Annotated in this window: 21 protein-coding genes; 7 read left to right on the top strand and 14 right to left on the bottom strand. The window is 60.1% G+C overall.

Features of this window, described 5'->3' with window-relative positions; genetic code table 11:
- Window positions 1-84 precede the first annotated feature (84 nt).
- The 5 genes from GAO09_RS16725 to GAO09_RS16745 form a co-directional block, all read right to left on the bottom strand.
- Window positions 85-1,260: a cell wall hydrolase gene (locus GAO09_RS16725; RefSeq protein ID WP_235938245.1), complete on the bottom strand. Its 1,176-nt coding sequence runs from the start codon at window positions 1,258-1,260 to the stop codon at window positions 85-87.
- Window positions 1,261-1,529: 269 nt separating this feature from the next.
- Entirely contained in the window at window positions 1,530-2,504 is a 975-nt protein-coding gene (locus GAO09_RS16730) for a magnesium transporter CorA family protein (protein ID WP_410768843.1), read from the bottom strand.
- Between the two features lie 102 nt (window positions 2,505-2,606).
- Entirely contained in the window at window positions 2,607-3,758 is a 1,152-nt protein-coding gene (locus GAO09_RS16735) for an Mrp/NBP35 family ATP-binding protein (RefSeq protein ID WP_153355231.1), read from the bottom strand.
- Between the two features lie 405 nt (window positions 3,759-4,163).
- Entirely contained in the window at window positions 4,164-4,901 is a 738-nt protein-coding gene (locus GAO09_RS16740) for a helix-turn-helix transcriptional regulator (protein WP_235938226.1), read from the bottom strand.
- A gap of 198 nt (window positions 4,902-5,099) precedes the next feature.
- Window positions 5,100-5,900: an IclR family transcriptional regulator gene (locus GAO09_RS16745; protein WP_209018740.1), complete on the bottom strand. Its 801-nt coding sequence runs from the start codon at window positions 5,898-5,900 to the stop codon at window positions 5,100-5,102.
- Window positions 5,901-6,028: 128 nt separating this feature from the next.
- Between GAO09_RS16745 and GAO09_RS16750 the strand changes: the two genes are divergently transcribed.
- The 5 genes from GAO09_RS16750 to GAO09_RS16770 all read left to right on the top strand — a co-directional run bounded on the left by GAO09_RS16750 (window position 6,029) and on the right by GAO09_RS16770 (window position 10,094).
- Window positions 6,029-6,799 (top strand): SDR family NAD(P)-dependent oxidoreductase, encoded by a 771-nt coding sequence (locus GAO09_RS16750; RefSeq protein WP_324185422.1) that lies wholly within the window; start codon window positions 6,029-6,031, stop codon window positions 6,797-6,799.
- Window positions 6,796-7,731 (top strand): 2-dehydro-3-deoxygalactonokinase, encoded by a 936-nt coding sequence (locus GAO09_RS16755; protein ID WP_324185421.1) that lies wholly within the window; start codon window positions 6,796-6,798, stop codon window positions 7,729-7,731. Before GAO09_RS16750 ends, GAO09_RS16755 begins: the two co-directional genes overlap by 4 nt.
- 10 nt (window positions 7,732-7,741) lie before the next feature.
- Complete coding sequence (locus GAO09_RS16760) at window positions 7,742-8,386, top strand: 2-dehydro-3-deoxy-6-phosphogalactonate aldolase (protein ID WP_153355143.1); 645 nt, start codon at window positions 7,742-7,744, stop codon at window positions 8,384-8,386.
- Window positions 8,387-8,389: 3 nt separating this feature from the next.
- A complete protein-coding gene (locus GAO09_RS16765) occupies window positions 8,390-9,280 on the top strand; it encodes an SMP-30/gluconolactonase/LRE family protein (RefSeq protein ID WP_153355144.1) in 891 nt (296 codons plus the stop codon).
- 205 nt (window positions 9,281-9,485) lie between these two features.
- Entirely contained in the window at window positions 9,486-10,094 is a 609-nt protein-coding gene (locus tag GAO09_RS16770) for a PRC-barrel domain-containing protein (protein WP_153355145.1), read from the top strand.
- A gap of 336 nt (window positions 10,095-10,430) precedes the next feature.
- Here the strand turns inward: GAO09_RS16770 and GAO09_RS16775 are convergent, their stop codons facing one another.
- From GAO09_RS16775 to GAO09_RS16790, 4 genes are all read right to left on the bottom strand, one after another.
- On the bottom strand, window positions 10,431-12,476 hold the full coding sequence (locus GAO09_RS16775; RefSeq protein WP_153355146.1) for an NADH:flavin oxidoreductase: 2,046 nt from the start codon (window positions 12,474-12,476) through the stop codon (window positions 10,431-10,433).
- Window positions 12,477-12,660: 184 nt separating this feature from the next.
- On the bottom strand, window positions 12,661-13,278 hold the full coding sequence (locus GAO09_RS16780; protein ID WP_153355147.1) for a hypothetical protein: 618 nt from the start codon (window positions 13,276-13,278) through the stop codon (window positions 12,661-12,663).
- A 38-nt stretch (window positions 13,279-13,316) separates the two neighbouring features.
- On the bottom strand, window positions 13,317-14,678 hold the full coding sequence (locus GAO09_RS16785; RefSeq protein WP_153355148.1) for a putative bifunctional diguanylate cyclase/phosphodiesterase: 1,362 nt from the start codon (window positions 14,676-14,678) through the stop codon (window positions 13,317-13,319).
- 84 nt (window positions 14,679-14,762) lie between these two features.
- A complete protein-coding gene (locus tag GAO09_RS16790) occupies window positions 14,763-16,433 on the bottom strand; it encodes a response regulator (RefSeq protein ID WP_153355149.1) in 1,671 nt (556 codons plus the stop codon).
- A gap of 292 nt (window positions 16,434-16,725) precedes the next feature.
- Between GAO09_RS16790 and mutL the strand changes: the two genes are divergently transcribed.
- The gene (gene mutL / locus GAO09_RS16795; RefSeq protein ID WP_153355150.1) at window positions 16,726-18,663 is read left to right on the top strand and encodes a DNA mismatch repair endonuclease MutL; all 1,938 of its coding nucleotides are present in this window, start codon (window positions 16,726-16,728) and stop codon (window positions 18,661-18,663) included.
- A 195-nt stretch (window positions 18,664-18,858) separates the two neighbouring features.
- The gene (locus GAO09_RS16800) at window positions 18,859-19,092 is read left to right on the top strand and encodes a DUF2093 domain-containing protein (protein WP_153355151.1); all 234 of its coding nucleotides are present in this window, start codon (window positions 18,859-18,861) and stop codon (window positions 19,090-19,092) included.
- Between the two features lie 6 nt (window positions 19,093-19,098).
- Here GAO09_RS16800 and lpxK read toward each other — a convergent pair whose 3' ends face one another.
- The 5 genes from lpxK to GAO09_RS16825 all read right to left on the bottom strand — a co-directional run bounded on the left by lpxK (window position 19,099) and on the right by GAO09_RS16825 (window position 23,599).
- Window positions 19,099-20,130, bottom strand: a complete 1,032-nt coding sequence (gene lpxK / locus GAO09_RS16805; RefSeq protein ID WP_153355152.1) for a tetraacyldisaccharide 4'-kinase — start codon at window positions 20,128-20,130, stop codon at window positions 19,099-19,101.
- A 166-nt stretch (window positions 20,131-20,296) separates the two neighbouring features.
- Window positions 20,297-21,010 carry an HAD family hydrolase gene (locus GAO09_RS16810; protein WP_153355153.1) on the bottom strand — a complete coding sequence of 238 codons (714 nt, stop codon included), beginning with the start codon at window positions 21,008-21,010 and terminating at the stop codon, window positions 20,297-20,299.
- The gene (gene waaA / locus GAO09_RS16815) at window positions 21,010-22,326 is read right to left on the bottom strand and encodes a lipid IV(A) 3-deoxy-D-manno-octulosonic acid transferase (protein ID WP_153355154.1); all 1,317 of its coding nucleotides are present in this window, start codon (window positions 22,324-22,326) and stop codon (window positions 21,010-21,012) included. The genes GAO09_RS16810 and waaA overlap by 1 nt, the downstream gene beginning before the upstream one ends.
- 161 nt (window positions 22,327-22,487) lie before the next feature.
- Window positions 22,488-22,730 (bottom strand): DUF4170 domain-containing protein, encoded by a 243-nt coding sequence (locus GAO09_RS16820; RefSeq protein ID WP_153355155.1) that lies wholly within the window; start codon window positions 22,728-22,730, stop codon window positions 22,488-22,490.
- Window positions 22,731-22,804: 74 nt separating this feature from the next.
- On the bottom strand, window positions 22,805-23,599 hold the full coding sequence (locus tag GAO09_RS16825) for a 3'(2'),5'-bisphosphate nucleotidase CysQ (protein WP_153355156.1): 795 nt from the start codon (window positions 23,597-23,599) through the stop codon (window positions 22,805-22,807).

Raw genomic sequence — 23,599 nt, forward strand, 5'->3', positions numbered from 1 at the left:
CAGTACAAATTAACCGATGAAAAACATGAACTTAGGTGTTTTCGGGAGAGTCCGCGCCAAACTGGCGGGAAAATCGACGACCGCTCAACTCCAGCCGCCGCCATAGGTGCGGTAGAAGACATGCAGGCCGATGCGACCGACCTTCTGCATGGAACGAGCCCAGCCGGGGCGTACGTAGACGGCATGATAATGGGTGGCGGAACCGACTTCGGTCAGCCAGATCTTGCCGGCAGTGACGGCCATGGCAACCTCGCGGGCCATCTTCCAGTGCTCTTCCGAGCGGACGCGATCCTTGATATTGTCGCAGGCGAAGGAGAACTGGCAGCGGTTGCGCCAATCCTCGTTCTGGTAAACCACACCGCAGATCGTGTCGGGATAGGCCGGGTTGCGCACGCGGTTGAGGATAACCTGCGCGACCGCCGCCTGTCCTTTCACCGATTCTCCGCGTGCTTCGAAATAGATGCCGGAGGCAAGGCACTGCTGTTCCTTGGGCGAAAACGTCGCTGCCGGCAGCGCGGTTGCCGCCCAGGCGTGATCCTTGGGGCCGATCTCGGGAACGAAACGGCCGGCATTCGGATCGGATTTCGACGGGTCGGTCAGGATGGCATCAAACGGTGACTGGCGGGAATAATCGGGCTTGGCCGGTGCATAGGCGGTGGCGAGGATATCCGGGCTGGTGTTGGTGACCAGCTTGGCGATCATCGGGTCCATGCCGCCATCGATAAGCTTGTCTTCCTTCTTGCGGAAATAGAAGGCGGCAAGCTCGACAGATTTTTCGCCCTTCTTCGGCTTTACGAAGGCGACTTTTTCCCCGCCCTTTTCCGGCTTGCTCAAGAGATAGCTGGTGCGCTGCAGAACAGAACCGGCAGTAAACGCCTTGGGCGGCTGCATGCGCTCCACCGCCATGACACGGCCCTTCTTGGCGCCGCGGTTGACGCGCTCCTCGTCAGTCGTGCCGTCGCCGGGATTATCCTTTTCCGCATTCGTATTGCCGTTGCCGACAAAGGCGACCTTGCGGCCATCCGGCAACTGCATGCCGGCATCACGCGCATTAGGAAAAGCCAGTTCGGCATTGTGGATGGAGCCCGCCGGGGAATTGGTCATGACCATGCGCCACTGGGCGCCGTCACGCTCGAAGCCGGACAGAAGATCGGTGAGATCGCCATTCGACGGAACGGCGGGGAACACCAGCCATGCAGCAAGGCCGAACACGGCGGGGGATGTCCACCCTTCCATACGGAACGAGGACTTGCGACGCAAAACGCTGATCGAACGCAAAACCGGGTACTCCACAAGGCAGGCCGCTGGCAAAACACAAAGCAGGCGAAGGCAAATCGATGCCCCTGAAGATGAATCATTAACCTTGATGAGCGGTTAACGTCCTTGGGCTCAAGCCTTGCAAACCCTGGCGTTTTAGCGTTTTCACACAAACGTCAGCGCGACGTGACCTTTAGGCCACGCCGCATACGAGACAAAAATGTGAAGAAAAACCGTGTGGTTATCGGCTCGGCGGGGTTTGGCGCAAGCCGTTACAGCCAGCCCTTCCAGCGGAAGAAGAAAAACGGAATGACGGCAGACAGAACCATGGCGAACAAAGCCAGAGGGTAACCGATCGTCCAGCTGAGCTCCGGCATGTGTTCGAAATTCATACCGTATATGGAGGCGACCAGCGTCGGCGGCAGGAAGACAACGGAGGCGATCGAGAAGATCTTGATGATCGCGTTCTGCTCGACACTGATCAGGCCGAGCGAGGCATCGAGCAGAAAGCCGATATTGCTGGAAACGAAGCCGGCATGTTCCGACAGCGTGGCAATGTCATGCGCCACTGTCTTGCACAGGTCTTCGATTTCCGGGTGATGGTGGATCTGCGGCACGTTCAAAAGGAAGGTCAGCATCCGCGACAGCGAACCAAGACTGTCGCGCACCTTGCTGATCAGCCGGTGATGGGCGGCGATGTCGGCGAGCTTGTTCTCCAGAAACTGCGGCGGGCGACGCGTGGAGCGTGGCCGAAAGACTTCCTTCGACAACTCATCGATATGCACCACGGCAGATTCGAGGATTTCCGCCGTGCGGTCGGCAATGGTTTCGAGCAGGCGGGCGAGCAGCATCTTGCCCACCCACGGCGCCTCTGCGGGCTTGCGGCACAATTCGGCGGTGAACAGCTTGAACGATTTAGGATCGGCGTAACGCACCGTCACCAGCTTGCCGGCGGTGAGGATAAAGGCGATGTCGGTGATTTCGGGCGCTTCGGAATCCGCCTTCCAGACCAGCGAGGCGGTCATGAACACGGCGTTCTTTTCGATATAGAGCCGGCTGGAAGGCTCGAAATCCTTCAGTTCAGCACGCGTCGGGATTTCGATACCGAGAAGCTGTTCGACATGACGATCCTCTTCGGGTGTCGGATCGACCAAATCGAGCCAGACGATATCTTCGGCAAGTGCGGGAGGATTTTCTTCGGCGGTCAGAACAGTGACCGAACCGTGGGAATGATAGGCATTGATCACGACAGTCTCTCCACGGCATCACCCGCATATACGATCGCAAAAACGGCGAAGGGAGAAGACGGTTCCCACCTCTCCCCCGAGCGCCTCTATTCAAAAACGCCTTTATTCAAAGACGATTGCCGGAGCCTTCCGCTGTGGCCGCCCCGATACCTGTGCCCAGACAGCCGTGGCGATATCGCGGTAGATGGCAGCCGACGGACCATCCGGCACGGCAGCGACGACCGGCGTGCCGGCGTCGGAACGTTCGCGGATTTCCATGGTCAGCGGTACTTCGCCGAGGAAGGGCACACCGATACGCTCCGCTTCCGCCTTGGCGCCGCCATGGCCAAAGATGTCGTAACGGTTGCCGGTATCGGGGGCGAGAAAATAGCTCATGTTCTCGACGATGCCGAGAAGCGGGATTTCCACCTTGCGGAACATGTTCACGGCCTTGCGTGCGTCGATCAGCGCCAGATCCTGAGGGGTCGAGACGATGACGGCGCCGGCCAGCGGCACCTGCTGCGCCATGGTCAACTGCACATCACCGGTACCGGGCGGCATGTCGACGACGAGAACATCGAGATCACCCCAGGCGACTTCGCGCAGCATCTGCAAAAGCGCCGACTGGACCATAGGTCCGCGCCAGATCATCGCGGTTTCCTCATCGACGAGGAAACCCATGGACATGGCTTTCAGCCCGTAATTCTCCATGGGCTTGATGTATTTGCCATCGATCTGTTCGGGACGGCCGGAGATTTTCAGAAGTCTCGGAACGGAGGGCCCATAGATATCGGCATCGAGCAGGCCGACGCGCAGGCCATTGGCCTGAAGCCCGAGCGCGAGATTCACGGCAGTGGTGGATTTGCCGACGCCACCCTTGCCGGAGGCAACCGCGATGATGGCACCGACACCGGGCACGCCCGATTTGGCAGGCCTTTGCGGGCCGCCCGCCGGCGGATGCGGATGCGCATGGCCGCCCGCAGGGGCAGACGGCTGCGGCCGCGGCGACGGGGCGGATCCTGCCTTGCGATCGGCGGTCAGCGTGGCCAGCACGCCCTTTACACCGGGAATGGCTTTCACGATCCGCTCGGCGGCGGCGCGCAGCGGCTCCAGTTCCTGCGCGCGCTCTGCCGGCACACTGACGGAAAAATAGACTTTTGCATCGGAGATGAAGACATCCGAGACCATGCCGAGCGAAACGATATCGCCTTCGAGATCCGGCCCGCGCACCTTCGAAAGGGTTTCGAGAACCTGCTCCTTGGTGACTTCCGCCATGACCAACAACCTCTTCATCCATTCCCAAGCGCAACGGTGCGCCGCGCAGATTTACAGCGACGCTTATAGGTCGTGATTGCCATGAAGCAAATAAAGGAGAACCGGCAAATAAACAGGAATACAAAAAGAACCGCCGCCGGTTACCGTGCAGGGCCATGAGAGGCGCACTGGCAACCGACGGCGGTTCTTCTCTTCTTTCGCGCCTCTTGGTGCGCTTCCAGTCCCCTCTGGACCTGCAGACAATAATGCAGGGATCGTGCCAGTTTGTTCAATAGCAAAAATAACGTTGTAAATCAGAAAGTTAATTATGATCGATCGTTACTTTTTGCGCATTGCAAATAATGCACTGCGGGATGCGTCTGTTTTTTAAGCAGAAAAAAGGGAATGCTGCAGTGCAAAAGATGACTATTTGATCAGCCCGACGCGCAATGCTTTTGCCACTGCCTGTGTACGGTTGACGGTATCGAGCTTTTTGGTTGCACGGTTGAGATAATGGTTCACGGTATGCTCTGACAGACCGAGAATACCGGCGATCTCGCTGCTGGTTTTGCCGGCGGCGGTCCAGTTGAGACAATCGAGCTCACGGTCGCTCAGTTGCTCGGTGACGCGGACATCAAGGCTGCGGATATCCGACAGGCGTTCGAACACGTGGATGGAAACATACATCAGTTCCATCATCTGCTGCCTGGAAAAGGCCGGGCCATCGCCGATGATCGACACGACGCCACGATGGCCGGCGATATCGCTGACCGGGAAATAACCACCACGCACCAGATTGAAACGCTCAAACATGTTTTTGGCAACTGCGTTGCCGCTTGCCTTGACAACCTGCTCGAGATCATAGGCGAAAGGAACGGAGGTGCGCCGCAGCTTGCGCACCAATGTGCTGTTGGTCAGCATCTTTGCCTGATCGAAGGCCGTGAGCAGTTCCGCCGGCCAATTGGTGATGATGGTGTTGCCAGCCAGTTCCGTTGCAGTCGCGGCCGGCAAGTTCATCACCATAAAAGCACGTTGACGGTAAGTTTCCGCCAGCCGCTTCATAAAGCGGAAGACGTCAAATTGTGTCTTAAGCGCAGGAATTTCGGTAATATCGACGCCCTCGGCCGCAGATGCGCCCAGATTTTCCATATCGATTTGTCTCATTTCTTGTCTTTTCGCTGTCGCTTGGCCACACAAAACCTGTGACCAGACCCCAAGCGCCCCCATTCGACTTTCGGTCGGCTGTTCACGAAAGGATTATCACTCTATTCGCAATACGCCCGACAATGATGACACATGATTAGATTTGCAAACATTTGTTGTGTTTTCTCCGTAAAATTACGGGGAATTGACCGGACATGGTTATTGCCGCGGACCTAGACCGATATGAACATCCCGCGCGATCGCATCAGCCGCCACAAGAAGCGGGCCTGACCACGAATCCAGAACACCATCACCAATGCGATAGGCTGGAGCGGTGACGGAAACACCGGCCAGAATGTTCTGTTCCGCCACGTGGATGGATGTGGCGACACAACGAATGCCCGGCTGATGTTCCTCCAGATCATAGGCAAAACCGCGCTTGCGGATGTCATGGATATCCGCAAGAAGCGAGGCGACATTCTCATGCGTGCTATCGGTAAATCGCTCGAAGCGTATGCCTTCGAGCCGCGCGCGGATCTCTGCATCCTCCAAAGCCGAAAGCGCCGCCTTGCCGACACCCGTGCAATAGGCCGGTGAGGCATTGCCAATCAGCGAATGCATGCGCACCGCTTGCCGCGCTTCCACCTTGTCGAGATAAATGACTTCCGCTCCGCGCAAAAGCGCGAGATGCACGGTCTCGCCTGTCGCTTCGTGCAACACTTGCAGATGCGCCGCCGCCAGTTGCCGGAACTCGTTGCGCGACCAGCTGCGCGAGGCAAGCCGCAGCAGACGCAATCCCGGCACATAGCCGCCATCGCCATCCGTCTCGATCAACCCTTCCTCGACCAGATGCTTCAGTTGCCGGTGCAGCGTTCCACGGGGTTGCCCCGATGTTTTGAGGATATCGGTAAAGCGAAGCGACCGCGGTGCTTCGGCAATCAGCTCGACCAACGCCATCGCCTTGCCGAGCGTGCCGGTATCGCCGCCGGAAACTGCCTTATGCTCTTCCCGTTCCGCCATGCTGCGCCGTGCTGCCGCCCCCATTGTCGTCTTGACATTTTTTCCTGCATAGCCGAACTATTCCAAATAATCAAACAGTGTTCCAATTAACGGAACTCTATTGTTCAGATGCCGCTCTGGAGGAGACCGTGCCGGCACTTCCTGCCCTTCATCCCGACCTTGCCGGACGTGGCGTGCTGATCACCGGCGGCGGCACCGGCATCGGTGCGGCGCTGACATCGGCCTTTGCCGCGCAGGGGTGCCGGGTGGCATTCATCGATATTGCGGTGGAAGAAAGCCGGGCGCTGGCGAATGCCCTGACGGCGACCTCGCAGCATCCGGTGCATTTCATCGAAGCCGATCTTTCCGACGTCGCCACCGCGCAGGATGGGGTGACTGAAGCGGCAAGGCTGCTGGGGCGGCTGGACATTCTGATCAACAATGCCGCCCGCGATGACCGGCATGATCTGGAGACGGCCAGCGACGACTATTGGGACCAAAACCTCGCGGTGAACCTGAAGCCGGTCTTCTTCGTGTCGCAGGCGGCGGTGCCATTCATGCGGCAGCAGGGCGGTGGCGCGATCGTCAACTTTTCGTCGATCGCCTTCATGCTCAACATGGGTGAACTGCCGGCATATGCAACCGCCAAGGCCGGCATTCTCGGCCTGACCAAAAGCCTTGCCGGCCGGCTGGGGCCGGACAATATCCGTGTGAATGCCATTCTGCCCGGCATGATCGTAACCGAGAGGCAGAAGCGCCTGTGGCTGACGGACCAATCGATTGCCGCGATGATCGAGCGCCAGTGCCTGAAGCGCATGCTGGTGGCTGACGATCTGGCCGGACCAACCCTGTTTCTGGCCTCGGCGGCATCCGCCGCCATGACGGCCCAATGGATTATCGTTGACGGAGGAATTTTGTGACGACATCTCCCGCTTACGCCGCAGTGGACTGGGGCACCAGCAGTTTTCGCCTGTGGCTGATCGATACCGAAGGCCAGGTTCTTGAAGAAAGCCGCAGCAGCGAAGGCATGACTACCGCGGCAAAGGCCGGGTTTTCCACCATTCTGGAAAGCCACCTCAGCGCCTTTTCGGCACCTGATGATTTACCCGTCATCATCTGCGGCATGGCCGGCGCGCGCCAGGGCTGGGTGGAAGCCGGCTATGTGGATGTGCCTGCCGCCCTTCCCGCCGTCCTGACCGCTGCCGCCGTGGTGCCTGACGCGAAACGCGATATCCGCATCCTGCCCGGCATTGCCCAGCGCGGCACGGCACCCGATGTGATGCGCGGCGAGGAAACGCAGTTGCTTGGCGCCCGCGACGGGTCGGTTATCGGCGAACAGCTGTTCTGCATGCCCGGTACGCATTCGAAATGGGTGCGGCTCTCTGGCGAAACGGTGACCGGGTTTGCCAGTTTCATGACCGGCGAACTTTTCGACGTCATCTCGAAAAACTCCATCCTCCAGCATGCGGTCAAGGATGCCGGGGATTTCGACGGCAGCCACCCGGTGTTTCTGGCAGCGATCAAAAGCGCGTTCGACCATCCGGCGCGCGCCACCAATCTGGTCTTCACCGTGCGTTCCGGCCAGTTGCTGGACGGGCTGGACGCGACCGGGGCCGCCGCCCGTCTTTCCGGAACGCTGATTGGCGCCGAAATTGCCGGCGGCATGGCGGATGGCTGGCAGCGCAAGGAACTCGACGCACCGATCAAGCTGATTGCCTCCGGCCGCCTGCAAGACCTTTACGAAGCGGCGTTCGACGCCCTGAACCTTCCCTTTAACACGATAGACGCCGACGAGGCGGTGCGCCGCGGGCTTTCACAGGCGGCAAAAACCGTTTTCGGCGGCAACACTTAAGGACATGACAATGACCCGTATCCCCTTTCCGGAAATGCAGCGCCCGCTGGTGGCGATCCTGCGCGGCCTGAAGCCGACCGAAGCCGTCGCCGTTGTCGGCACACTGATCGAAGCCGGTTTCACCGCCATCGAAATCCCGCTCAATTCGCCCGATCCGTTCCGCTCCATCGAGATGGCAGCGAAAATTGCCCCGGCCGATGTGCTGATCGGTGCCGGCACCGTTCTCACCGTCGAGCAGGTGAATTCGCTTGAGGCCGCCGGTGGCAGGCTGATGGTGAGCCCGAATGTGGAGCCGGCGGTGATCGAAACCGCGGCAGCCAAGGGTATGGTGACCCTGCCCGGCGTCTTCACCGCGACCGAAGCACTGGCCGCGGCACGAGCCGGTGCGACAGGCTTGAAATTTTTCCCGGCAAGCGTGCTCGGCCCATCCGGCATCAACGCCATCCGCGCCGTATTGCCGCCGGAACTGGTGATCGCGGCCGTTGGCGGCGTGTCCGATGCCAATTTCGGCGAATATGTCGATGCCAACATCCTTGCCTTCGGCCTCGGCTCCAGCCTTTACAAGCCGGGCATGAGCGCCGACGACGTGGGCGAGCGGGCAAAAGTGACGATCGCGGCCTATGACGCGGCCATCGCGGCGAAAAAGGGAGGCTGAGGCATGACGGCGCAAAACATCCCGTTCAAGGGCACCGTGCTCTCATCCGCCACCAGCGAGCTCGGCGAAGGACCGACCTTCGATCCGCACGCGGCCAAGGCCTGGTGGTTCAACATCGTTGGCCAGGAATTGCATGAACTGGATACGGTGAGCGGAGAAACCCGCGTCCATCCGCTGCCCTTCATGGGCAGCGTGCTTGCCCGTATCGATGCCGGACGGCAATTGATCGCCTCCGACAAGGGCCTGTTCATTCGCGATACGGTGAGCGGCGAGTTTGCGCATTATGTCGATCTGGAAGCCGATAAGCCGGGCAACCGTTCCAATGACGGCCGCGTTCACCAATCGGGCGCGCTCTGGATCGGCACGATGGGCCGCAAGGCGGAAGATGGCGCAGGCGCGATCTACCATGTCGCCAAGGGCCAGGTGACCAAACTGTTCGACAATATCAGCATCACCAATGCCATCTGCTTCTCGCCGGATGGCACGATCGGTTATTTCGTCGATACCAAGGTCAATCAGTTGATGCAGGTGGCGCTTGATGCCGCAACAGGACTGCCGACCGGCCAGCCATCCGTGCTGATCGACAACAAGGGCGAGCCCGGCGGCATGGATGGCGCGGTGTGCGATGCCGAGGGAAAAATCTGGAATGCCCGCTGGGGTGCCGGCTTGTTGGATTGTTACGCACCCGACGGAACGCTGCTTGGCCGTTATGAAGTGCCGGTGAAACAGCCGAGTTGCCCGGCATTTTTCGGCGAGAATGCCGATCGTCTGCTGACCACATCCGCATGGCAGGGCATGGACGAAAATGCACGCAAGACAGACGCTAAGGCAGGCAATCTCGTCGACCTCGGCATCAGCGTCAGAGGCCGTTTCGAGCCGGACTACCTACTTTAGCTTACTCTACTTAAAGTAGAATCAATCGAAGGGACCTAACTTGCGGGATGATGAATTGTTCCGCAAGTTTTCGCCTATTTTTTAGTCATTAAAATCGGAACCAATTGCCTGATCCAGCCATTCTCCTGTCGATCCGGCACGGGAAATCTTCCCTCACGAAGAGGGCGGAACCCGCGTCATCCACGACAAGAAAGGCAGGTTTGATATGAGCAAGATCCTTAGCACGATGGCAGCCGCAGCTCTGATGGCATCCACCGCGATTGCTCCGGCATTCGCCCAGACGACCGCGCCAGCCCCGGCGGCCCCCGCCGAACAGACGGCCCCCGCTGATACGATGGCGAAACCCGCAGCGCCTGCCATGAAATCGGCTGATGCCGGTGCCGCTGGCACCTATCTGACCGAACAGGCCGCCACGCAGGTCGCCGCCAGCGATTACATGGGCAAGTCGATCTATAATGCCGAAGACAAGAGCATCGGCGATGTGAACGACCTGATCCTGGAAGAAAACGGCGGCGTTGTCGCAGCCGTGGTCGGTGTCGGCGGCTTCCTCGGCATCGGTGAAAAGAATGTCGCCATTCCGATGGACAAGCTGACGGTGACGCGTGAAGAAAACAGCGTGCGCCTGACCACGACGGAAACCGCGGAATCGCTTCAGGCCGCTCCGAAATTCATGACGCTGGCCGAACAGCAGACCGCTTCCACCTCGGGTACGGATGCCACGACGACGTCGTCGACCGCGGCTCCTGCAACCCCGGCGGCACCTGCCGCTCCGGCCGATAACGCCACTACCCCGGCAACGCCTGCCAAGCCATAACGGTTTTGCAAGCTGGACCGAGGGACCCGTTATAGGTCCAATTCGAAGGGCGGTGCTTTTGGCATCGCCCTTTTTTCGTGGTTTTTGCCTATCCGGGTTTGAGCGCGGTGACTTGCAGAAGGGCGCGGCTCCTATCTCCGTCATTCCTTGTGCTCGTCACAGGAAACCAGCCGACGCGCGTCTGCGCGGCGAAAGTGTCTTTTCAACTCAAGGACTTGGGCTGACTGGATCCTGGCTCAACCCTCGGATTTAACCCGAGGGCTGGATGACGCGGGAGAAGTTTCCCGCATCAGCTTCGACAGCGGACGACGCATGGCGACACTAGCAGCCCACCCCTCACAACAACGAACACATCCGCAGCGCATCATAGATCGCCGCATGAATATTGCGGCTCGACACCGCATCACCGATACGGATCAGATCGAAGTCCGCTTCCGGCATGGTTTGCGGCAAGGGTGCCCGCCGTTCGATCAACGCCGGATAATCCACTGCGCCAAGATTGCGCGACAACGGTTTTAGCGCACGGTACAGTTCATCATTGGCCATGGTGCCGTGTTCGGCCACCACTTGCGCCACCCGTCGCTGCACATACACATCCGGTGCGAAATCCGACGACAGCACCGCCACCAGCGCATTGCCATCACGCCGCACCGAATGGAGCCGGGTGTTGATCGTCACCCGCACATTCTTTTCGGCAAAGATGCGGGCATAGGGCACATGATTCATACCGCCCATTTCCGGTGCGAAAAACCGCTCCGGCGACACGACCTCCAGTTCCGAACCGGCGCGGGCAATCACTTCCGCAGCGCTCATGCCCTGATGGCCGCCATTGTCATCGAACAGCAGCACGGTTTCAGCCGGTTTGACGGCACCGGCGAGAATGTCCCAGCTGGAGGTCAACAACTCCTCGCCTGCTTCGATTTCCGGAAACTGCGCCAAACCGCCAGTGGCGACGATCACGAGGTCAGCGCCAAGCGCCGTCACATCCTCGGCTTCGGCATAGGTGTCGTAGGAAATTGTCACCCCCAGCCGTTCCAGCTCATTCAGTCTCCAGTCGATGATGCCGACCATTTCGCGGCGACGCGGGTTGCGGGTCAAAAGATTGACCTGTCCGCCCGCCTCCCCCGTCGCCTCAAGCACGGTGACGACATGGCCGCGTTCGGCCAGAACCCGTGCCGCCTCCAGCCCTGCCGGACCGGCACCGATGACGACGGCCTTGCGCGGCACCGCCGCTTCGTCGATCCGGTGCGGCATCATTGCCTCGCGGCCGGTGGCGGCATTGTGGATGCAGAGCGCCTCGCCGCCTTCATAGATACGGTCGAGACAGTAGGTGGCGCCGACACAGGGACGGATGCGCGCCTCCTCCCCCGCCATCACCTTGGCGACGATATGCGGATCGGCGATATGGGCGCGGGTCATGCCGACCATGTCGAGTTTGCCTTCCGCTATGGCATGGCGGGCAGTGGCGACATCGGCGATGCGGGCAGCGTGAAAGACCGGGAATTTTGTGGCCGCCCGCACCTCACCGACAAAATCCAGATGCGGCGAGGCCCTCATGCCCTGGATCGGAATGACCTCGTTGAGCGCCGCGTCATGTTCGAGATGGCCACGGATAAGATTGAGAAAATCGATCTTTCCCGTATCGACAAGACATCGGGCGATCGCCAGACCTTCTTCCTTCGAAAGCCCCTTATCCCAGTCCTCATCCGCCACCATGCGGATGCCGACGATGAAATCCGGGCCGACCACCTTGCGCACCGCATCAATGATCAGATGCGTGAAACGCAGCCGGTTTTCCAGCGAGCCGCCATATTCATCCTCCCGCCGATTGGTGGCCGGGGACCAGAAGTGGTCGGTCAGATGGCCGTAGGCTTCGAGTTCGATGCCATCCAGACCCGCAGCCTGCATCCTTTGTGCCGCATCGGCATAATCTGAAACGATGCGCGCGATATCCCAATCCTCGATCTCCTTGGGAAAGGAACGGTGGGCCGGTTCACGGATCGGCGACGGTGCAAGTACCGGCAGCCAGTCACCCTTGTTCCAGTTGGTGCGACGACCCAGATGCGTCAGCTGGATCATCACCGCCGTGCCGTACTCGTGACAGTCATCGGCGAGCTTTTTCATCCAAGGCACGATCTCGTCGCGATAGGCATGCAGGTTGCCGAAGGCGGGCGGGCTGTCACGCGAGACGATGGCGGAGCCTGCGGTCATGGTGAGCGCGATGCCGCCCTTTGCCTTTTCGCGGTGATACAGCCGGTAACGATCGGTTGGCATGCCGCCTTCGGAATAGGCCGGTTCGTGCGCGGTGGACATGACGCGGTTTTTGAGTGTCAGGTGTTTCAGCTGAAATGGTTGAAGCAGCGGATCGTTGGACGCAAGCATGCCATTCTCCCCTCACCATCACGGATGAGGAGATAATCACGGACAGGCTTGGATATGGCGAGCGTCATCAGCGGCGCAAAATGTTCTTGCAGCGTCAGATTGTGAAAGAAGGGCGAAGCGCTGGTCGTCGCCGGACGATTGCATGCCGGTTGTCATCAGTCGGAATGATCGATGCCGGCAGTTATCAACCGGCGATCAGCTCACGCTGAATGCGAAGCAACAAACGCTCCACATCCCCTGCATATTCAACAGCACTGCGATTGGCGGGAACCTCAACCGGGAAAACTTCCGTCAAATCGCCATCAGCCCTGACCGCATCTATCCAATCCTGAATGACGCCAACATAAGCTTCCAGTGCCGTCAACGGATCGGGTGAGCAATCTGCCCCAGGAAACTCCGGCGGCATACCCGTCCAAATATAGGCATGCGGCAAACCGGCATATGTTGCATTGGCAACCGCGTTTTCATCCACTTTCTGATCGTTCCATTTGGGATAAGGCCATTTCTGACCAACCACGACCCAGTGATATTCCGGAACTTTGTTATAAGCTTCGATGCGAAACAGGAAAACCCCGCAGAGGCCTCCAACGGTTAGGCCATGCCAGCATCCACGATTCTTTTTCATCCATCTGAGGGAACTCGTATAGTCGTAAGCGATAGCCAGAAGGCGGCCTTCCTCGGAGCCATTCTCGAGAAGACTGCTCCATTCGCCAAGTTTGCGAATGCCCTCGAACCCTGCTTCAGACGCTTCACTCTTCGCTGGATTCACTGAGATTTTGGAACGATCAAAGGAATTCATCATTGGCTCTTGTGTCCCAAACGATTGCCCTTTGTACCGTATCAGGCGGTAATGCGTTCGATCCGGGCGAATTCGCGGTAATGCGCTTCGAGATATCTGAGCGTCGCCATGCTGTCGGCCGGCTTTCCGTAATAATAGCCCTGCCCCATGCCGCAGCCGAGCGCCTTCAGCTTTTCCGCTTCCTCGATCTGCTCGATGCCTTCCGCCACCACCTGCAGGTCGAGACCATCGCACATGGCGACGATCGCCTTGATGATGTGTTCGGACGCACGGTCGGTGGTGATGCGCGACACGAAGGCGCGGTCGATCTTCACCTTGTCGAAGGTGAAATCGCGAAGCCGCCCGAGGCTCGACTGACCGGTGCCAAAATCGTCGAGCGAGATACGCACGCCGGCCTGGCGCAGTTCGGTGATGATGCGGTGAGCCGTATCGGCCGAGGTCATCACCGCCGTTTCGGTGATCTCCAGCTCGACACGGTTGGGATCAAGACCGACACGGGCAAGTGTTTGCAGCATGGACTGCGCCGTGCCCGGATCCATCAGCTGGGCCGACGAGAGATTGAACGAGAGAAACAGTTCTCGCGGCCATGCAAGGGCCGCTTCCGCCGCCTTGCGAAGAAGCGTTTCCGACAGTGCATCGATGAAGCCGCGCTCTTCGGCCAGCGGCACGAAAGCGGCGGGAGACACAAAACCGAGATCGGCATCAATCCAACGGGCGAGCGCCTCGAAACCGAGGACTGCGCCATCGCGCAGGCGCACGATCGGCTGGAAATGGACATCGACCGCATCGGCGATGATGGCATTGCGCAGCGCCTGTTCAAGCTGCGTGGCGCGCTTCATCTCCTGCGCAATTTCCTGGGAATAGACCGTGATCTGGCCACGACCGCGACGTTTCGAGCGGTAAAGCGCGGTTTCGGCGCTTTTCAGAAGCTCCTCGAATTCCTCGCCGGCAAAGGGATAGATGGCAAAACCGAAGGAGGAGGACAGGCGCACATTGCGGTCGCCGAGATCATAAGGGGCTGACAGCACGTCCTTGATCATCTGGCCGATGCGTTCGGCACCATTCTTTTCGAAGACCAACGGGAAAACGAAGGCGAATTCGTCGCCGTCGTGACGGGTGACTGTGGCGCCGTCGGGAATGCAGGCTTTCAGGCGATGACCGACCTGACAAAGGATCTCGTCGCCCGCTTCGGCGCCGAAAAGATCGTTAATGGGTTTGAAACCGTCGAGATTGGCGATGCAGATGGCAAATGGAGCAGGATCGTCGGCACGTTCAGCCGCCAGCATGCGCACCTTGTCGCGCATCCGGTAACGATTGCCCAAGCCCGTCAACGGATCGCTATAGGCCATAGCCTGTAGCTCGTTGTGGCTGACCTGAGGCAACTGGGCGCCTGCCAATTTCATTTCATGATCCCGTATCACCTTTAGGCTCAAAGGAGGATGAGATGAAAAGATTAAGAAAACCGTAGCGTGCGCATGCACAGCTGATCAAACGGCGAGAATATCCGCGTCCTCGGCAGAATCATTGCCACCCAGCCCGAGGGCGTTGAACACGGCCTCCACGGCATCGCTGCTGACGGGCTTGATCAGAACCGCATCCATGCCTGCCTGCTGGCATTGCTCGCGATCATTCTCGAAAGCCGGCTGCAGCACGCCGATAACAACAGTGGCGCCGGAACCGCCCTCCAGCTCGCGAATGCGGCGGGTTGCCTCGAAACCGTTCAAGCTTGGCAGCGTGATATCCATCAGCACAGCACGCGGGCGCTGCTCCTGCCAGATGCGCACCGCTTCTGCGCCATCAGCCGCCACAATATAACGATAACCGAGCCCCTCAAGGATCTGCGAGAAGACGATCTGGTTGACGGCATTGTCTTCCGCCACGAGCACATCGATCTGCGACGAACCTTCGATCTGCCAGTCGTCGTCGGCGGCGGCGGCTTGCGACCGGCCCGACCGTTCGGCGAAATTGCGGGCGAGCGCCGCCATCAGATCGCCGCGTAGCGTGGACGGCGCCAGTGCCAGAAGATCGATGCCGTATTCTTCGGTCGCCTTACAAAGGGTTGCCTGCATGGCGGGTTCGCAGAGAACCAGATCGACCGAAACATCCGCCTCAGCGGCAATATCCAGAAAAACTTCAAGCTCCGCTGCATCGTCGACCTGCGAGCAATCGATACCGGCTTCGAGCAGGATGGCAAGCGTATCCGATGCCAGGGCCTCATCCGCCGTCACCAGCAGGACGCGGCGGCCTTCCGGCATGGGCGGCGCGGGCCGCAGGGCCGCGGCCGCAGCTTCGTCGCTCATTCCGGAAGCGGAAAAATCGAGGCTCGGCACCGGATCGCTCGACGGCGCGGCAAAGTCGGCTTCGGCGAGCGCGGAAATATCGTTGATGACGGACACTACGAAATAGCGCCCCGGCTTGCCGATGCGATACCGGCTGGTGACAATCGAGGCCTCGCGGCCATCGGCACGGATCATCTGTTCCGGCGTGACCAGCGAATTACCGCTTTCCATCACCTGGCGGGCGGGATCATCCAGCCGCTCGACGAAATCGTTCTTGTGCAGATCGGACAGCCGGCGGCCAAGGATGGCGGTGGCCGGCAGGCCATAGAGCGCGCAGGCCGCCTTATTGACCGCGACGAACTGGAAATTGCGGTCCTTGACTAGGATCGGCACCGGCAGATTGTCGAGAATATCCTCCGTGACCTGCACGCGCTCCAGATCGGCGCGCCACTGGTCTTCGCGTTTCTTGGTCTCGGATACGTCCCGGACGAGGCAAACGCCGTAACCGGACGGCAGGCGGCGCTTGGTGTAGGAAATCCAGCGCTCAGGCCCGCAACGCTCCAGCGTTTCCGAGCGCTCCTTCCACAAGCTGGCGATCTGCTCGGCCACCCAGTCCTCGCGCGGCAGATGCGAACGATGCGGCCGCGACAGGGCGTCACGTCCGGAAAGTTTGCCCGTATCGTAGATCGACCCGAAGAAGTCGCGCATGCGGCCACCGGCGGCCGGCATGATTTTGGGGAAAAAATTGCGCAGTTGCGGGCTGGCGAAAAGGATGAGGTCGTTGCGGTCATAGACAAGGAACGCGCCCGAAACGGATTCGGCAACGACGTCCAGCATGGCAGATTGAATGTTTGCGTCCTCGGACGTCAAATCATCCATCAAAATCGACTCCTGCACCCCACAAACGCCCCGGCGAAAACCGGACCGCCAAGCCTGACAACCAACCGCTCCGGCCTCCGATTGCTGATAATGCGGTTTTCAAACTCCGCAGATCAGCGTTTTCGGCCGGGATGTCCATTCGGTGCACGGCACCTTCAGAAAGCGATCGACAGGCATTATACCCAGCGCAGAAATAGCGCTTTTGTCTTAAAGTCGAATTAATCGTCGGATTTCTACCCTCCACTGAAACTGGCCCCTATGCAGCGCCGCTCGAATCCGGGAAAATGGCCACATGCCAGTCAAACTTCTTTCAGAAACGCTGATCAACCAGATCGCCGCCGGCGAAGTCATCGAACGCCCGGCCAGCGCCGCCAAGGAGCTGATCGAAAACGCCATCGATGCCGGCGCCACCCGTATCGAGATCGCCACTGCCGGTGGCGGCAAAAGCCTGATGCGCATCACCGACAACGGATCGGGCATGAATGCGGCCGATCTGGAGCTTGCCGTGCGCCGCCACTGCACCTCCAAGATCGACGTCCATCTCGACGATATCCGCACGCTCGGCTTTCGCGGCGAGGCGCTGCCGTCGATCGGTTCGGTGGCGCGGCTGACGATCACCAGCCGCCAGCAGGGCGCATCGGAAGGTTATGAAGTCAGCGTTGTCGGCGGCAAGACATCGGCCGTCAAACCGGCGGCCGCGAACCCCGGTACGGTGGTGGAAGTGCGCGACATCTTTTTCGCCACCCCTGCCCGCCTGAAATTCCTCAAAACCGAAAAGGCCGAGGCCGGCGCGATTACCGAAGTGGTGAAGCGCATGGCGATCGCCTTTCCAAAAGTGCGCTTCGTGCTGTCGGGGCCTGACCGTTCGACGCTGGAACTGCCGGCCACCGGCGACGATCATCTTGCCCGCATGGCACAGATCCTCGGCGCCGAGTTCAAGGACAATGCCATCGAGATCGATGCGGCGCGCGAAGATGTGACGCTGACCGGTTTTGCGGGCGTGCCGACCTTCAACCGCGGCAATTCCGGCCATCAATACATGTTCGTCAACGGACGACCGGTGCAGGACAAGCTGCTCCTGTCCGCCATCCGTGGCGCCTATGCCGAAACCATTCCGTCGGGACGGTACCCGATCGCGGTTCTGTCGATCGGGCTCGATCCGGCACTGGTGGATGTCAACGTTCACCCGGCCAAATCCGACGTGCGGTTCCGCGATCCCGGCCTTGTGCGCGGCCTGATCGTCGGGGCGATCCGGCAGGCCTTGGCACGCGAGGGCGACCGGGCAGCCACGACCGGGGCGAGCGGATTGCTGCGGGCCTTCCGGCCCGAAGCGCCGGGCGGCTATCAGCCGCAGGGGTTTGCGGCGCAAGGCGATGGCAGTTCCGGCGGCTATGGCGGCTCAGCCACGGGAGGATCGGGCTTAGGTGGATCGGGCACGGGTAGCGCTGGCAGCGGTTTCGGCGGCGGCTGGTCGGCATCGCGTTATGCCTCCGCGTCAAGCCAGCCGTGGAACGCCGCAACATCACCGTCCCGCCCGTTTCAGCAGGCCGGTTTTGCCGAGCGGCAGGCGGGTTTCGACACCATGACCATGCCGAGCGCGCGGGCCGACCATTTCGAGGCTGCGGCGGTGTCTGAAGAGGCACCGATCCGCCATCGTCTGGGCGCGGCACGGGCACAGCTGCATGAAAACTATATCGTTGCGCAGACGGAGAACGGGCTTGTCATTGTCGACCAGCATGCGGCGCATGAACGACTTGTCTTCGAGGCGATGCGCAAGGCGCTGGATGCCGACCGGCTGCCCTCGCAGGTTCTTCTGATCCCCGAGATCATCGACCTGCCGGAAGAGGATTGCGACCGGTTGATGGTGCATGTCGATGGGCTAGACCGTCTGGGGCTGGCCATTGAACGGTTCGGCCCCGGCGCGATCGCCGTGCGCGAAACACCGGCCATGCTGGGCGAAGTCGATGCCTCCGACCTGATCCGCGATCTCGCCGACGAGGTGGCCGAGTGGAATACGGCGGGTGGACTGAAGGGCCGTCTGGAACATGTGGCGGCGACGATGGCCTGCCATGGTTCTGTGCGTTCGGGACGGCGCCTGAAGCCGGAAGAGATGAACGCGCTGCTGCGGGAAATGGAAGCGACGCCGGGATCAGGCCAATGCAACCACGGTCGCCCGACCTATATCGAGCTGAAGTTGACGGATATCGAAAGATTGTTCGGGCGCAGTTGAGTGTTTTGGCCAGTGCCGCTTGCGTGTTTAAGCCGCGTGAAGCGGTGCTGTCCTATTTGTATGAGGGCGGTGCGCCACACCCCCGATAATCTGACGGCACCTTCCAACGACACGCAACCCCTTCCCATCCACTCACCTTCGCGGTAATCACCATTTATGATTTTCGGATCAAAGATTTTCGGCAGGAGACGCAGGATGAACCGTTTTGAAGGCGCAGGTTTTCGCGAGGCAAAACTTCGTTATCTCGACGGCGATTACCAGATCATCACCTCCGGTTCGTTCGTCATTTGCGCCATGACCGGCGCCAATATTCCGCTCGACGAACTGCGCTACTGGAGCGTGGCGCGGCAGGAGCCCTATGCCGATTGCGCTGCCTCGCTGGAAGCCGACAAACGCGCCGGCATCCTGCCCAATCAGAAACGCGCCTGATCTTTTTTACCTGGCCTTGAGCAACCGTTGGCGGCAATTTGCAATCGCCGCATCGATGATGTGATGGGCCGCGCGCGGATCGTCGAACACCATGTCGATTTCGACAACCGTGGTTTTATCCGCCAGTTCCTTCGCCTTGCCGGAATGCCCCGTCAGCCGCACCGCGTCCTTGGATGTGGTGACCGGCAGGAGATCCTGTTTCGCCGCGTCCTTCAGAAGATCCGCGATCTCGTCCTCGGTGAAATAATGATGATCGGGAAAGGCGCGACGCTCGACGATGGCGGCCCCGAGGCTGACCACCGTGCGATAGAATTTTTCCGGGTCGGCAATGCCGACATAGGCAAACACATGCCGGTTGACCAGTGACGGGTCGGGGCGCGGCACGACCGAGGCCACGTGGATCTGCTTGCCTGCACGCGCTGCCTGCCGGACCAGTGCATCGGCAGCAGGGCCGTTGCCGACCTTGAGGATGGCGGACAGTTGATGCATCTGTTCGGAGATCGGCGCACGCACGGGGCCGCCGGGGACGAGATGGCCGTTGCCGATGCCGCGATTGCTGTCGATCACCACAAGCGCAAAATCCAGTTCCAGCCTCGCGCTCTGGAAACCGTCATCCATGATGATGATATCGGCGCCTTCCGAGACCAGCCTTTTCGCGCCATCGACGCGGCGACGGGAAATCACCGTCATCGCTTCACGGGCGAGAAGCAGCGCCTCGTCGCCCACCGCATCGGCGCGGTGGTGATGCGGATCGACCACGGTGACGACATCGAGCGAGCCACCGTAACCGCGGCTAAGGAAACCGGGCTTGAGGCCACGCGCAATCGCTGCGCGGGCAATGGCGATGGCAGTCGGGGTCTTGCCGGCGCCGCCGACAGTAAAATTGCCGATACAGATGACCGGAACGGGGACGCTGCCGCGCTTGGCGTTGCGCATGCGGCGGCCGGCAATGCGGCCGTAGAGGAAGGAAATCGGGGACAGGCCCCAGGCGCGCCAATCGGCCTTTGTCCACCAGAACGGCGGCGCTTCCGAAACCATTTTTCGTCTCTGCTCTTGTCTATTTTCGGCGAGAGCATTGCTGGCGATTTAACAATTGCCAGCAATGCTCTCGATTTCTGGTTTTACGTAATTCCGAACGCAAAACCGGTTGCCGCTTTTGCCGGAATTGCTTCAGAAACGGCAGAACCGACAAAAAGGCAAGGTTTTACGGGAGGAGATCTTCAATCAGGGTAATATCCGCAAGTACGATGTCGGCGAGCGGCGACAATGTTTCGGTCGTGCCGGTACCGGTCAGCACCGCGATCCTGAGGCCCGCGCCTGCCGAGAGGCCGACATGCATGTCGTGGCTGTTGTCGCCGACCATGGCGACCTCCGACGGATCAACCCCAACGGCGCTGGCAAAGGCGAGCAACATGCCGGGTTCCGGCTTCACGCCATGGCCGCTGTCGTAACCGGTGACGAAATCGAGATATCGGGCGAAGTCGAACCGATCCGCCGTGGCGCGGATGGCAGCTTCGTTATCGCTTGAGGCAACGCCCAGTTTCAGCCCCCTCGCCTTCAGCTTTCCAAAAAAACCGGCAAGATCGGCAGCCGGCACGGAATAGTCGGCGGCGCGCAGGAAAAGCGCATCGAGCTTTTGCGTCAGGTCTTCTGCATCCAGCGGTGAGCCGACGGCAATCAGACCACGGGCGATATCGGCAGCACTTCCGGCTGCAAACAGGCTGTCAGCGCGCGTGTGGCCGGAGGCGTCATCCATGCCGCCCACATCGAGCAGGCGGGCTTCGAGTGCGGCATCGCCGTTGGCGGCAATATGGGCCGCCTCGCGGTTTACCGGGCCCCAGCTTTCGTCATAACGCAGAAGCGTGCCGTCCTTGTCGAACAGGATAGCCTTGATCGCCGAAAAATCTGGATCCGTCATTACTGTGCGGCAGTCTTGGGCTGAAGCGCGGCGGACACGGCGAGCGGATTGATATAGGGTTCCAGCGCCTTGACGGTGGCCGACAGCGCGCCACGCATGTCCTGAATGGCTTCCTGACCCGCATCGATCATATTGCGGCGGGCGATATCGTTGTTCAGCAAGTAATGCACGGCCTTGGCCAGCATTTCGGTATCGCGGATCATACGAGCGCCGCCCTTGCGGATCAGCTGCTGATAGGTTTCGCGAAAATTCTGGACATTGCTGCCGGACAGTATCGCGCAGCCGAGCATGGCCGACTCAATGGGGTTCTGGCCGCCTTCGGCCGTCAGCGAGCGGCCGACAAAGGAGACTTCGGTGAGGCGCAGATACAAGCCCATCTCACCGATACTGTCGCCAAGGAAAATGTCGGTATCGGGCGTAATAACATCACCCCGGGAACGACGCGCGACCTTCAGCCCCTGCTCGACAAGTCCTGCCTCGATCTCGTCACCGCGTTCGGGATGGCGCGGCACGATGATGGTGAGCTGGCCGTTGCGGGGTTTCAGTGCCTTGTGCACGGTGGCGGCGGCGGTTTCCTCGCCATCGAAGGTGCAGATGGCGGCCCATGTCTTGCGGTTGCCGATCTGTGCCAGATAGGCGTCGACGGCAGACTGATCAGCCGGCGGCGGATCGGTATCGCCCTTCAGATTGCCCGAGACCGTCACCGGCCAGGCACCGAGATCGCGAAAACGTTCCGCATCGACATCCGAACGGGCCACAACCAGAGCCATTTTGCCGAACAGCTGCTCGGCAATGCCGCCAAAACCCTTCCAGCGATCGAAAGACCGGTCGGAAATGCGGGCATTGACGCGGATCTGCGGAATGTGGCGGCGGGTGAGTTCGGCGATCGTGGTCGGCCAGATTTCGGATTCCGCCGTGATCGCCACATCGGGACGCCAGTAACGGATGAAACGCTTGATGGCGAATTTGACGTCGAGCGGTACATATTGATGGATGACCTCATTGCCGAGGCGGTTTTCCACCAGAGCGGCCGAGGTGACCGTGCCCGTCGTCAGAAGAATATGAATGCCGCGGCGGCCGAATTCGCGGATGAGCGGAATGACTGCAAGCGTTTCACCAACGCTTGCAGCGTGCATCCAGACCAGCGGCCCGAACGGGCGCGGCTGGCTGGCATAACCGAAGCGCTCCAGCCGGCGCTGTCGGTCTTCCTTGCCCTTGAAGGCGCGATAGGTCAGATAGCCGCCCGTCAACGGATAGGCGAGGACACCGACAACGCGGTATCCCGTCAAAGCGATGCGCGCCAAGCCTTTGCTCATCGCATCATCCCCTGATCCGTCACCATCGATGTCAATTGCCCAACCCTTAGCATATATTGCTTATAGCGCCCGCGTTCTGCTTTACAAATACGTCAAAAAAAGGGGGGCTGCAGTACAAGAACCGATAACCACAGGTATCGGTCCCAGCCGAAACGACAGTATTAGAGACCGGTCGCCTTCGGATCGAGCAGGCGGTGCATATGCACGATGAAATAACGCATATGGGCGTTGTCTACGGTCTGCTGCGCCTTGGCCTTCCAGGCCGTGAGAGCAGAGGCGTAATCCGGGAAGATGCCGACGATATCAAGTGCCGACAGATCGCGGAACTGCACGTCGGTGAGGTCGGACAATTCGCCTCCGAAAACGAGGTGCAGAAGCTGTTTCTTTTCGGTGGTTCCGGTCATGTCAATCTCTCAAGGACGTGTGGGTCAAAAGGCCTGCCTTATTTGGCTGTCATTGAGGTATTTCACCCCAAAGGTCAACCCGAATGGGCTTGACGCAGCAGGCTTTTGATAACTGATTCGCCACCGGCAAAGAGCGTTGCGTGCTTCACGGTTTCGCGATTGTAAACGAGGCGGCTGTCATCGGTTTCCACAAGCCTGCCACCTGCGCGAAAAAGGATCAGGTCGGCCGCCGCCAGATCCCAGTCATGCGAGTTGCGGGCGACCAGCGTTCCGTCGATGCGGCCATCCGCGACCATCGCAAGACGATAGGCCAGCGACGGCACATGCTTCACCCGGCTGAGCAGCTTGCGGTATTCCGGCTCGAACTTGTTGACCATCTCGGCGGAGGCGGCAATGTTGAGCACCTTGTCCGGGTGGTGTTCGGCAACTGAAATGACTTCCCCGTTTTTCAGTGCCGGACCATCGAGGACGGCATAAAATTCTTCCGACAAGGCCGGTGCAAACAGAACACCTGCTACCGGCGAGCCCTTGTGCACGACGGCAACGCTGACACACCAGTTGGTGGCGCCCTGGATAAACCCACGCGTGCCATCGATCGGATCGACCACGAAGACAGTTTCCGCCGACAGCCGTGCCGGATCGTCGTCGTTTTCCTCCGACAGCCAGCCATAATCGGGCCGGGCCGCCCTCAACACACTGAGGAGGCGGTCGTTGGCGGCGAAATCGGCCGCGCTGACGGGCGATGCGCCCTCGTTCTTCCACCAGACTTCCGGCGACTGGCCGAAGAAACCAAGCGCAACCGCACCCGCCTGCCTTGCGGCATCACGGATGAGATCGAGATCGGCGCTCCAGCGGTCGCTTTCCATCAT

It is taken from the genome of Endobacterium cereale, from assembly GCF_009617585.1.
In the GTDB taxonomy this organism is placed as follows: Bacteria; Pseudomonadota; Alphaproteobacteria; order Rhizobiales; family Rhizobiaceae; genus Neorhizobium; species Neorhizobium cereale.

Bases quoted from the DNA above. Each gene is read 5' to 3' on its own strand.
- GAO09_RS16760 (WP_153355143.1), top strand. From the start codon at position 7,742: ATGACCCGTATCCCCTTTCCGGAAATGCAGCGCCCGCTGGTGGCGATC.
- GAO09_RS16790 (WP_153355149.1), bottom strand. From the start codon at position 16,433: ATGGATGATTTGACGTCCGAGGACGCAAACATTCAATCTGCCATGCTG.
- GAO09_RS16810 (WP_153355153.1), bottom strand. From the start codon at position 21,010: ATGACGGATCCAGATTTTTCGGCGATCAAGGCTATCCTGTTCGACAAG.
- waaA (WP_153355154.1), bottom strand. From the start codon at position 22,326: ATGAGCAAAGGCTTGGCGCGCATCGCTTTGACGGGATACCGCGTTGTC.
- GAO09_RS16780 (WP_153355147.1), bottom strand. From the start codon at position 13,278: ATGATGAATTCCTTTGATCGTTCCAAAATCTCAGTGAATCCAGCGAAG.
- GAO09_RS16740 (WP_235938226.1), bottom strand. From the start codon at position 4,901: ATGAGACAAATCGATATGGAAAATCTGGGCGCATCTGCGGCCGAGGGC.
- GAO09_RS16775 (WP_153355146.1), bottom strand. From the start codon at position 12,476: ATGCTTGCGTCCAACGATCCGCTGCTTCAACCATTTCAGCTGAAACAC.
- mutL (WP_153355150.1), top strand. From the start codon at position 16,726: ATGCCAGTCAAACTTCTTTCAGAAACGCTGATCAACCAGATCGCCGCC.
- GAO09_RS16820 (WP_153355155.1), bottom strand. From the start codon at position 22,730: ATGACCGGAACCACCGAAAAGAAACAGCTTCTGCACCTCGTTTTCGGA.
- GAO09_RS16735 (WP_153355231.1), bottom strand. From the start codon at position 3,758: ATGGCGGAAGTCACCAAGGAGCAGGTTCTCGAAACCCTTTCGAAGGTG.
- GAO09_RS16765 (WP_153355144.1), top strand. From the start codon at position 8,390: ATGACGGCGCAAAACATCCCGTTCAAGGGCACCGTGCTCTCATCCGCC.
- GAO09_RS16800 (WP_153355151.1), top strand. From the start codon at position 18,859: ATGAACCGTTTTGAAGGCGCAGGTTTTCGCGAGGCAAAACTTCGTTAT.
- GAO09_RS16825 (WP_153355156.1), bottom strand. From the start codon at position 23,599: ATGATGGAAAGCGACCGCTGGAGCGCCGATCTCGATCTCATCCGTGAT.
- lpxK (WP_153355152.1), bottom strand. From the start codon at position 20,130: ATGGTTTCGGAAGCGCCGCCGTTCTGGTGGACAAAGGCCGATTGGCGC.
- GAO09_RS16770 (WP_153355145.1), top strand. From the start codon at position 9,486: ATGAGCAAGATCCTTAGCACGATGGCAGCCGCAGCTCTGATGGCATCC.
- GAO09_RS16785 (WP_153355148.1), bottom strand. From the start codon at position 14,678: ATGAAATTGGCAGGCGCCCAGTTGCCTCAGGTCAGCCACAACGAGCTA.
- GAO09_RS16745 (WP_209018740.1), bottom strand. From the start codon at position 5,900: ATGGCGGAACGGGAAGAGCATAAGGCAGTTTCCGGCGGCGATACCGGC.